The 9,990-nt window shown below is 45.0% G+C and carries 10 protein-coding genes; 6 read left to right on the forward strand and 4 right to left on the reverse strand.

Going from position 1 to position 9,990, the window contains the following annotated elements:
- Positions 1-62: 62 nt before the first annotated feature.
- Positions 63-956 carry a cation diffusion facilitator family transporter gene (locus tag R7127_RS07010; protein ID WP_115386720.1) on the forward strand — a complete coding sequence of 298 codons (894 nt, stop codon included), beginning with the start codon at positions 63-65 and terminating at the stop codon, positions 954-956.
- A gap of 151 nt (positions 957-1,107) precedes the next feature.
- On the opposite strand, the gene yddG is transcribed toward R7127_RS07010, so the two are convergent.
- Entirely contained in the window at positions 1,108-2,010 is a 903-nt protein-coding gene (yddG, locus tag R7127_RS07015) for an aromatic amino acid DMT transporter YddG (protein ID WP_042521459.1), read from the reverse strand.
- Positions 2,011-2,130: 120 nt separating this feature from the next.
- Here yddG and R7127_RS07020 point away from each other — a divergent pair, with 120 nt between their 5' ends.
- The 5 genes from R7127_RS07020 to R7127_RS07040 all read left to right on the forward strand — a co-directional run bounded on the left by R7127_RS07020 (position 2,131) and on the right by R7127_RS07040 (position 6,407).
- The gene (locus tag R7127_RS07020; RefSeq protein ID WP_017634379.1) at positions 2,131-2,280 is read left to right on the forward strand and encodes a hypothetical protein; all 150 of its coding nucleotides are present in this window, start codon (positions 2,131-2,133) and stop codon (positions 2,278-2,280) included.
- Positions 2,281-2,292: 12 nt separating this feature from the next.
- Entirely contained in the window at positions 2,293-2,943 is a 651-nt protein-coding gene (elbB, locus tag R7127_RS07025) for an isoprenoid biosynthesis glyoxalase ElbB (protein WP_172563876.1), read from the forward strand.
- A 332-nt stretch (positions 2,944-3,275) separates the two neighbouring features.
- On the forward strand, positions 3,276-4,424 hold the full coding sequence (yiaY, locus tag R7127_RS07030) for an L-threonine dehydrogenase (RefSeq protein ID WP_042521463.1): 1,149 nt from the start codon (positions 3,276-3,278) through the stop codon (positions 4,422-4,424).
- Positions 4,425-4,573: 149 nt separating this feature from the next.
- Entirely contained in the window at positions 4,574-5,650 is a 1,077-nt protein-coding gene (locus R7127_RS07035) for a PQQ-dependent sugar dehydrogenase (protein WP_172563877.1), read from the forward strand.
- A gap of 142 nt (positions 5,651-5,792) precedes the next feature.
- A complete protein-coding gene (locus R7127_RS07040) occupies positions 5,793-6,407 on the forward strand; it encodes an HAD family hydrolase (RefSeq protein WP_021707668.1) in 615 nt (204 codons plus the stop codon).
- A gap of 108 nt (positions 6,408-6,515) precedes the next feature.
- Here R7127_RS07040 and R7127_RS07045 read toward each other — a convergent pair whose 3' ends face one another.
- The 3 genes from R7127_RS07045 to R7127_RS07055 all read right to left on the reverse strand — a co-directional run bounded on the left by R7127_RS07045 (position 6,516) and on the right by R7127_RS07055 (position 9,771).
- Positions 6,516-6,995: a Dps family protein gene (locus R7127_RS07045; RefSeq protein ID WP_033906834.1), complete on the reverse strand. Its 480-nt coding sequence runs from the start codon at positions 6,993-6,995 to the stop codon at positions 6,516-6,518.
- A 300-nt stretch (positions 6,996-7,295) separates the two neighbouring features.
- On the reverse strand, positions 7,296-9,296 hold the full coding sequence (locus tag R7127_RS07050) for a methyl-accepting chemotaxis protein (protein WP_203345654.1): 2,001 nt from the start codon (positions 9,294-9,296) through the stop codon (positions 7,296-7,298).
- A 121-nt stretch (positions 9,297-9,417) separates the two neighbouring features.
- A complete protein-coding gene (locus R7127_RS07055; protein WP_262584444.1) occupies positions 9,418-9,771 on the reverse strand; it encodes a hypothetical protein in 354 nt (117 codons plus the stop codon).
- Positions 9,772-9,990 lie beyond the last annotated feature (219 nt).

Below are 9,990 nucleotides of genomic sequence, written 5' to 3' on the forward strand. Positions count from 1 at the left end.
GGTTGCCTAAATTACCTTATGAGCGAAGAATAGCAAGGTATTAAAATTCAAAGGCATCTTTTATGTGTGACAGGACAAGCAAAAACGAAAACCGTATTCTAACCATTTCAGCCCTTTTGGCATCTGGGTTCGCTGCTGGTGGTATGGTACTTGGCTTGCTTGTAGGCTCAATTGTCATCGTTTTTGACGGTGTTTACTCTTTGGTCAGCTTACTGTTAACTTTATTGTCACTGGCCGCTTCTTACTATATTAACAAGCCTTCAAAATCTGTATTCCCATTTGGAAAAGCGGTCTTAGAACCAATCGTTATTGCGATAAAAGCAGCCGTCATTTTAGTGGTTGTAAGCTTCTCTCTCTACTCTGCGATATCAGCATTGATGTCTGGAGGTCGCGAGGTCGATGCTTCTATTGCGACCTTATTCGGCATCGTGAATGTTATTGGCTGTGGTTACGCTTGGTGGTTTATGGCGAAACGCAGCCGCCGCTTCTCATCAGGCTTGATTGAAGCGGAGAAAAAACAGTGGCAAATGGATACTCTGCTAAGTGTGGCGGTGACCGTAGGATTTATCTCGGCTTGGGCTGTTTCACTAACGCCATTCTCTGAGTATGCGGTATATGCCGACCCCATGATGATGGTTTTAATGGGCTTTTACTTCCTCAAAGTACCGTTCGATATGCTAGTAGGTGCCTTACGTGAACTACTAATGATGACACCAAGCAAAGAGCTGTGTCAGAGCGTTGGCAAAGATGTTCTTGAGATTGAAAAAGTGACTGAGCATCAATTGAAACTGGCTGGCGTAACGAAGGTGGGCCAAGAGCTACGAGTAAATGTGGACGTACATATTGATGACGACACATTGGAGCTTAATACACTAGAGCACACTCGTAAGCAGCTTATCAAGCGACTGTCAAAGCACAGATTCAAGCTTCAACTACACTTGAACGTCGCTTATTAGAGCGCCACCAAAGAGCCGTTAAAACTCCATAAAAAGCTCCCAATCTCGGGAGCTTTTTTAATTTTTTCGATTTAGTTGCTTCGTATTCGAATACAGCTCGCAAGGGAGATCTGTTCGTTGCTCACTTAAATTCTCTGATCTCGTTGGTAACTTACCCAGCCGCTTCGCGCTTCTCTTTGGTGACTAACCAACACATCAGCGAGCCCACCGTTACCATCACAACGCCCTGCCAAAAGCTATGGCTCAGAGTTACGCCAAGAATAATGGAAGAAAATAAAGCGGAAAAAATGGGCGTGAAGTAAGACAAGGTGGCGAGAAAAACCATATTGCCGCCAACGATCGCGATATTCCATAAACCATAACCACCAGCCATTAAAGCCGCAGAAGCCACTAAGTACCCCATCGCTTCCCAACTGAATGTCATTGGTGGCTCATCCGTAAACGCGTATTTGACCCAAAGCGAAACAGCTGTTGCAATGAAAAACAGGGTAATCGCATTATGTTTAGATTGCTGCCTTTGGGTTAAGTTGCAATAAAAGGCCCATATAACCGCCCCAGCGAAAGCCATAAAATACACCAGAGGGTTACTACTAACATTGGACATGATCTGAGTTATGGATAAGCCATTCTCACCGCTCACAGTCCAAGCAACCCCAACAAACGCCAGCGTAACTGCTGGATAAAGCAACCAGTTTGTTTTTTTATTGCTGCCAAGGACCGCAAATAAAACCGTCAGTGCGGGCCAAAGGTAGTTGACAATCGACACCTCAATTGCCTGCGCGCGCGAGTTGGAATATCCCAAAGATAGAGCGAGAAATATTTCATAGCAGACGAACATCGCACCACCAAGCACAAGATACTTGGGAGAAAAGTAAGACAACTTTGGAATACCGACCACGATAAGAAGGAAAACAGAGCTGAGAGAGTACAACATGGCTGCCCCACCTACAGGACCTAAACTCTCCGTAACCAACCTCGCGATGCCAAGCAGACAACTCCAAGAGAGAATTGCGATACAACCATAAAGTGTGAAACGAAATTGCACTGATTTCATGTGACCTACCACTCACGAATGCCAAAGGAAACGTCAGCTTAACTCAAAAATGATCAGGTTCAACGTACTGTTTTATAAAAATCAGTATAAAAATCATTCTATTAAGCCGTTGGAGTCGATATGAAACATTTTCTGCCCTCTAGTGTTATGCTTACACCCTTTGTTGTGCGCTACTATGATGAAGATGACAACGAGAGTGAAAACGTTAAAACACATTCGGAAACGCATGGTCTAGATAGCGAAGAGCAATCTAAGGAACGTTCAGAGTAAAGGAATCCAAACATGAAAAAAGTCGCAGTCATTTTAAGTGGTTCAGGCGTTTACGACGGTTCTGAGATCCACGAAGCAGTGTTGGCGCTCTACGCCATCGAGAAGGCAGGTGCAACTTGGCACTGCTTTGCACCTAACATTGACCAACTCCACGTCATCAATCACCTAACTGGTGACGAAATGGATGAAACACGTAACGTATTGATCGAATCAGCTCGTATTGCACGCGGAAATATTGACGATGTCGCCAAACTTAACGTCGATGAATACGATGCCCTACTGCTTCCAGGTGGGTTTGGTGCTGCGAAAAACTTAACCGACTTCGCCGTTTCAGGTGCAGAGTGCTCCATTAACACACACGTAGCTCAAGCTTGTCGCGCGTTTGCTAATTCGAAAAAACCAGCTGGCTATCTGTGTATTTCTCCTGTCATTATTCCGATGATTTATGAGCAAGGCGTGAAAGGAACGGTAGGCAACGATGAGGCAGTCTCAATAGCATTTAATCAAATGGGCGGTGAACACACCACGTGCCCTGTCGAAGACATCATTTTTGATGAAAAACACCTCGTACTTTCAACCCCTGCTTACATGTTGGCAGAGAATATCTCTCAAGCGGCTTCAGGTATCGAAAAGTTAGTATCAAAACTGATTAAAATAGCTTAATTATTAGTAGTTAGCTTATAAAACACTTCCCTATCCCCATTGATAATTAAGTTATTAATGGGGATTTTTATACTTTAGTCGAATTTAGAGATATATCCGCGTCAGAAGTCAATTTCTACCAATCGTTTGCGTCCATAGTTTCATATTTGTTCTACTTTATATCAGTGTTGCACTTATATGCAGTGCAACAAGATCGCTGTCACAGTTTTTCTCTTGCAAGTACCTCTAAGTAGGTAAACTTGCTTCAGATCAACTTCAATCTGGAAACGAATGTGCGACAGTAAATGGCAAATTAAGAAAGATTATTAAAAATAACGACGGAGCTATCCAATATGACAAGTGCATTTTTTATCCCTACGGTAAACCTAATGGGCGCTGGTTGTTTGAAAGACGCAGCAGACAGCATCCAATCTCAAGGCTTTAAAAAAGGTTTGATCGTTACGGATAAGATCCTTAACCAAATCGGTGTAGTCAAACAAGTTCAAGACCTTCTCACTGAGCGCGATGTAGCAACCGTTGTGTTTGATGGCACTCAGCCAAATCCAACTATCAGCAACGTTAACGACGGCTTAGCACTTCTTACTGATAACGAATGTGACTTCGTTGTCTCTCTAGGTGGTGGTTCACCACACGACTGTGCGAAAGGTATCGCGCTTGTTGCTTCTAACGGCGGCAAAATCGCAGATTACGAAGGCGTAGACCAATCTGCAAAACCAATGATGCCACTTATCGCGATCAACACGACGGCGGGTACTGCATCTGAAATGACGCGTTTCTGCATCATCACTGACGAAGAGCGTCACATTAAGATGGCTATCGTTGATAAGCACACAACACCGCTTATCTCGGTAAACGATCCAGAGCTAATGTTAGCTAAACCTGCTTCGCTAACTGCGGCAACAGGTATGGATGCCCTAACTCACGCGATTGAAGCTTACGTATCTATCGCGGCAACACCAATCACTGATGCGGTAGCAATCAAAGCGATTGAGCTTATCCAAGCGTACCTACGCACAGCAGTGAAAAACGGTGAAGATCTAGAAGCTCGTGAACAAATGGCATACGCACAGTTCATGGCAGGTATGGCGTTCAACAACGCGTCTCTAGGTTACGTACACGCAATGGCACACCAGCTAGGTGGTTTCTATGACCTTCCACACGGTGTTTGTAACGCGATTCTTCTACCTCACGTACAGCGTTACAACGCGCAAGTATGTCCTGAGCGTCTACGTGACGTAGCAAAAGCAATGGGCGTAAATGTAGAAGGCATGTCTGCTGAAGCAGGTGCAGCGGCAGCAATCGACGCTATCGTTACTCTAGCGAAAGATGTGGGTATCCCAGCAGGTATCAAAGAGCTTGGTGCGAAACTAGAAGACATCCCAACACTAGCAGACAACGCACTGAAAGACGCTTGTGGTTTCACTAACCCTAAACAAGCAACTCACGAAGAAATTTCTAAGATCTTCGAAGAAGCGATGTAATCTCGCTAACTAAACAATTCTCTAGCCTTAATTCAATCCCCGATCTCGTATCGGGGATTTTTTACATTCATATACAAGTGAATCTCTGCCAAACATAGTCTTTTAGTGTTAGCTTTTAAGTATTAACACGATTCATATTGGAAGGAACCATGAGAACGATTGCTGCTGCCCTACTCACTTGTTTATCCTTTTCTGCCAACGCTGCCGAATACCGCGCCAACGAAGTGGCGAATGGATTTCAGATCCCTTGGGGGATCGAGTTTTTAGATAACCAACGCGTTATTGTCAATGAAAAGAACGGTACGGTTTCGTTGCTGGATATCACCACAGGCAAACCTCAAAAGCTGTTTAACGTCCCCAATGTGAACACCAGTGGACAAGCCGGCTTATTGGATGTCGCGCGCGCACCGAATGCCGATACGCAAAACCCGCAACTCTTCTTTACCTACAGCAAGCGCACGAGTAAAGGCAATACGGTGGCGTTAGCGACGGCGCTATTGCAAAACAATCAACTTGTGGGTTGGAACGATCTCTTTGTTGCTGATGCCATCACCGACACAGGGCGTCACTACGGCAGTCGACTTTCATTTGTTGGCGACAAAGTTTATTTCTCAATCGGTGACCGTGGCGAACGTGATAATGGGCAAGACACTCAAACCCATGCTGGCAGTATTCTGCGCCTTAACCTTGATGGTTCGGTTCCGCAAGACAACCCATTCAAACCTTCCCAAGCTCGTCCTGAGATATGGAGTTACGGGCACCGTAACCCACAAGGTATGTTTTACGACGAAGCAACAAAACAGCTGTGGTCTATTGAACATGGACCACGGGGTGGCGATGAAATTAATCTAATCAAGAAAGGCGCGAACTACGGCTGGGCAAAAGTCTCTCATGGTAAAGAGTATTGGGGTCCGTTGGACGTCGGGGAAGCTAAGTCGTTACCGGGAATGGAAGATCCAAAACTGGTATACATCCCTTCTATCGCACCAAGTAACATGATTTTGTACCGTGGCGATAAGTACCCTGAATTGGACGGAAAAATCCTCGCCGGTGCATTGAAACTGGCGCACATCAACGTAGCTTCTATTGAGAATGGCAAGCTCACCGAATCAAAAAGATTGATGGAGAATCTTGGTGAGCGAGTAAGAGATATAACCATCAGCCCCGATGGTTATATCTACTTTTCTACCGACAGCGGCAAAATCTTTCGTCTTGAGGAAAGGTAATCAAACACTAAAATCGTTAAGACTATTTAATTTGTGACGTACTAGTGATTTATTTTCGTACAATCCAAGCAGAAGAATCTAAACTTAACAATAACCTTTTGTTTTTTAAAACGATAGTTCGGTTAAGTTGTACGAGGTCATTATGATTCCATTCCCTTTACAGCTCGATAAAATTAAAGCCGTGGTGTTTGATTTAGACAACACCTTGGTGAGTTCTGATATGAACTTCGGCGAATTGCGACAACAGCTTGGCTGTCCGCAGAGTGAAGATCTATTGGATTTTGTCGACGCACTTGAGCACCCTCATCATCGAGAGCACGCTCATAACGTGATATTTGATTACGAGATTTCTGATGCTGAGCAGTCTGCTCCAATGATTGGCTGCCATGAATTACTCGCCCACTTGCATCAAAATGAAATCAAAACCGCTATCGTGACGCGCAACTGCCAAATCGCCACGCAGCGCAAACTAGAGCACAACCAAATCTCAGTGGAACGAGTCATCACTCGTGAATGCTTCCCGCCCAAGCCAGACCCATTGTCTTTGCAGGTGTTGGCGAAAGAGTGGCGTTTGATGCCTAATGAAGTGCTTTATGTCGGCGATTACCTTTACGACTTGCAGGCAGCGTATAACGCGCAGATGCCCTCTTGCCTTGTTCATCACGGTAATCAAGAAACCTTCAATGATTCAGCCTCATTGGCGCTTAATGAACTCAGTGATTTATTGAGCCGTTTTGAATCCTTACCACGCAAATAAAGCACACATATAAAATACGCAAACAAAAAAAGGGGCACCAACGTGCCCCTTATGACTTATTCCCGATTGTTTCATGCGTTCCCAAGGATTGCTTGGGTGATGCGCTGCTTAGCCTTGTAGGTAAGCGTTAAGCATCCACATTAATTTTTCTTGCTCACGGATGTAGTCACCCATCAATGCCGCTGTACCTTCGTCATCTGCTTCACCCGCGTTTTGTAGAATCTCACGCTGTTTTAGAAGTAGAACGCTAAAGCCTTGAACCAGACCTTGTACACACTCCTCACCAGAAGTCGCGTTTTGATGTTCTTTAATTTCACTTGCTTCCAAGTAGTTGCTGAATGAGTGCGCTGGCGTATGACCCAAAGTTAGAATACGCTCTGCAAGCTCATCGATTTTTGTTTGTAGATCAGTGTAAATCTCTTCAAATTTTACGTGCAGTTCGAAGAATTGCGCACCTTTAATGTTCCAGTGGTAACCGCGAGAGTTCATGTACAACACTTGGTAATGCGCTAGCAGTTGATTTAACTGTTGAGCTAGTTGTGCTGATTGTTCGCTGTCTAGACCAATTAGGCTTACTTGTTTGTTCATAATCTTGCTCCTAGAAGGATGATACCAATCGTAGTAACGAACGATTCTCTTACCGGGATTGGTATAAAGTTTAAAAATTCTTTTGCAGTATTTGCTGCCGATGGAGTCATATTACGACTCCGGCTCGGTAAAGAAAATTTGGTTTTAGCTATGATTTAAATAGCTAAATCCAATGAGCAAGTAGACGAATATCGGCGTATCATCCAACAAAAAGCCCCAACCCTTTTTGTGTAAAAAGGATTGGGGCTTTTTTACTATTTGGTTAACGTTCAAAAGTAGATGAACAGACGTAAACCTTAACTACGCCGTTTTAAAAGTTGCCATCTGTTGATTCAGCTCGGTAACTTGCTCTTTTACTTGCAATGATGTCTCTGATGCGCGTTGGCTGTTATTCGAAACCTCATCCACTGATTGAGTAATACCGGACATCAATCCAGTGATCGAATTGGTCGCATGAGATTGCTGCTCTGCCGCTGCCGCAAGTTCTGCCATTTGTTCATTCAAAGAACCAATTTGCTCGGTCGTGACAAGCAAACGAGTTACCGCTTTTTCAATGTGCTCAGCGCCCTGCCCCGCAAGTGATTGGCTGTGTTCTATCTCCTCAACCACCGAATTGGTCGAGCGTTGAATCGCATTGATAATGCCGTTTATTTCTGTCGTCGATTGAGTAGTGCGCGTCGCTAACATGCGTACTTCGTCCGCCACAACCGCAAAGCCTCGTCCTTGGTCACCCGCACGCGCTGCTTCTATCGCGGCATTCAATGCCAGTAAGTTAGTTTGTTCTGCTAAGCCTTCAATCACTTCCGTCACTCGACCAATGGCTTCGCTCTCTTTGCTTAACTGCGTCACTTGCGTGCTCGCGGCTTCAATGCTGCCATGTAAGCTTTCCATGGTGACTTTGTTTTGCTCTAGTGCATCGCGACCTTGTTCAATCTCGCCTTTTGAATCAGAAAGCTTCTGCACCGATTGATTGGCTTGATCTAGGGTGTTACGCGCGGCTAAAGCGATTTCATCCAATTGGCTTCCCATTTCAACAATGCTGGTCTGTTGCTGTTCAACATTCGATGAAGTGACTTGCGCCGATTCCAATAAAGCCCCCATGCTGGTATCCACTTGGTGCGCTTTCTCACTCACCCCTGCCACGATGCTCGCTAACGATTGGTTCATGCGGTTAATCGAATCGGTAAGGTCTGCCAATTCATCTTTCCCAACAACGGTGAGCGGAGGCTGAGAAACGTCCCCTGAAGCGATCGTCTTTGCACGCTCCGATAAGTTTTTCACTCGGCGACCAATGGTGTTGCCCATGTATTTTGAAATCGCTACTGCGGCAAACAAAACTAATGCTGCTGCAATCAACATAGTGGTCAGTACGTTCTTGATCGACTGATTAATACCCTGTCCACTTTGATCAGCACGACTTTGCTGAGCCAATACAATCGTTTCTAAACTTTGGTCTAGTGCATCCGCTGCTGGCAACAGTTCATTCGCCATTAACAAGTTTGATTCGTTCCATTCTGGCGATTGACGCAATGCAATCACCTGCTCTGCTAAAGGAAAGTACAGTTGCTGCATTTCTTTAAACAGTGACCACAGTGATTGGTCGTTATCGGTAAGTCTGTCGAGTTTGCTGTCGATTTCCGCCACGGACTGATTGTGGTACTTAATCAAGTCGTGGTATTTGTCCAAATGCTCTTGCTGCCCGTACAACAGGAAATCTCGCAAAGCAGACAGTGCATTGGCAAGGGAGGTATAACTGTCGGCGTAGACTTTAAACAAACGCTTTCTGTCTCCACCAAATGGATTTCCCGACTCTTCATTGATTAAGCTTTGAAGCTGGTCAAGTGCCACTTCTGCAATGGGTGCCGCTTCGTTAATAAAGAGGTTGTGTGCGGGTAAGTTCTCATCACTGTGGCTAAGTTCAATCAGCTTGTTCAAAGAGACTTTTACCGCGTCCCACTGGCTTTGGATCGCTTGAAAATCCTGTTCAGAGATCAACACCTGCAACGTCGGAAGTGACTCGTCTGTAGATGCCATGATATTGCGTACGTCCTCACTCAGACGTGCACTCGCCTCTTCATCGCCACCTAGCAACATGTAGGCTCGAATCGAGGACAGCGACGCTTGAACGGACTGTTGGATACCGCGACTGGTGTCGACGGTCGGTAAATCGGATTTAAGTAACGAAGAGGCGTATTGCTCTACGGTAGTGACGTTGCGATACGTGAATACCGCTGATGCCATAAAAAGTACGGCTAGCAGCACAAAACTGAGCTGCAACTTCCCTGATATCGTAAGGTTCATCCATAAACTCCTGACAACGATGAGCCTTAAATATAACGATGTTTACAAAAATGTTAAATACGGGTATCAAAAGTTACTAAGAAAACCATGTAAACCACTATTTCAAGCCAAGAAATGGGACTTATTCGAAGTATGGTATGCGCTCACTACGTAAAATCAGATAATTAACGTAAGTGGTTTCTAAGCAGTCTTGCTCCCACAACGAGAGAATCCGCTTGGTGGCAAAGTAGTAATCTTTATTACGCAGTAGCACGCCCACCGTACGGCTGAGCTGCTCAAAGCGCTGTTGCTCATTAGCAGAGATGTAATTGTCTTCATTCTGAATGATGGGCGCCAATCCATCAGCAAACCAATTGTTCAGAATTTCACGCATCTCAAGCTCTGACTCCGGCACATCGATACTCGACAACTCTCGATGCTGTGGTGGTTGCACTATGTACTTCGATGCTTTTGGCGAACTGACATAACGGTACATGTCGCTCCTCCTTGTAAATGACTCTTATACCCAAGTGACTTCAAGATGCAGGATTCAGAGCGTTGTCATTGATTCGGGGTCAAGGAAAACAACGCAGCGTAATAGTCAGCTCTTTCCAAGTTGTTTGACACAGAAACCGAGTCAATGACACGCTCCCGAAGGGCGAGCTGTCTTGGTTTGTATACTTTGTTGTCGATTCTTGATTTAGACCCACTAGAC

This window comes from Vibrio sp. 1159 (genome assembly GCF_033340395.1).
Classification (GTDB): domain Bacteria; phylum Pseudomonadota; class Gammaproteobacteria; order Enterobacterales; family Vibrionaceae; genus Vibrio; species Vibrio alginolyticus.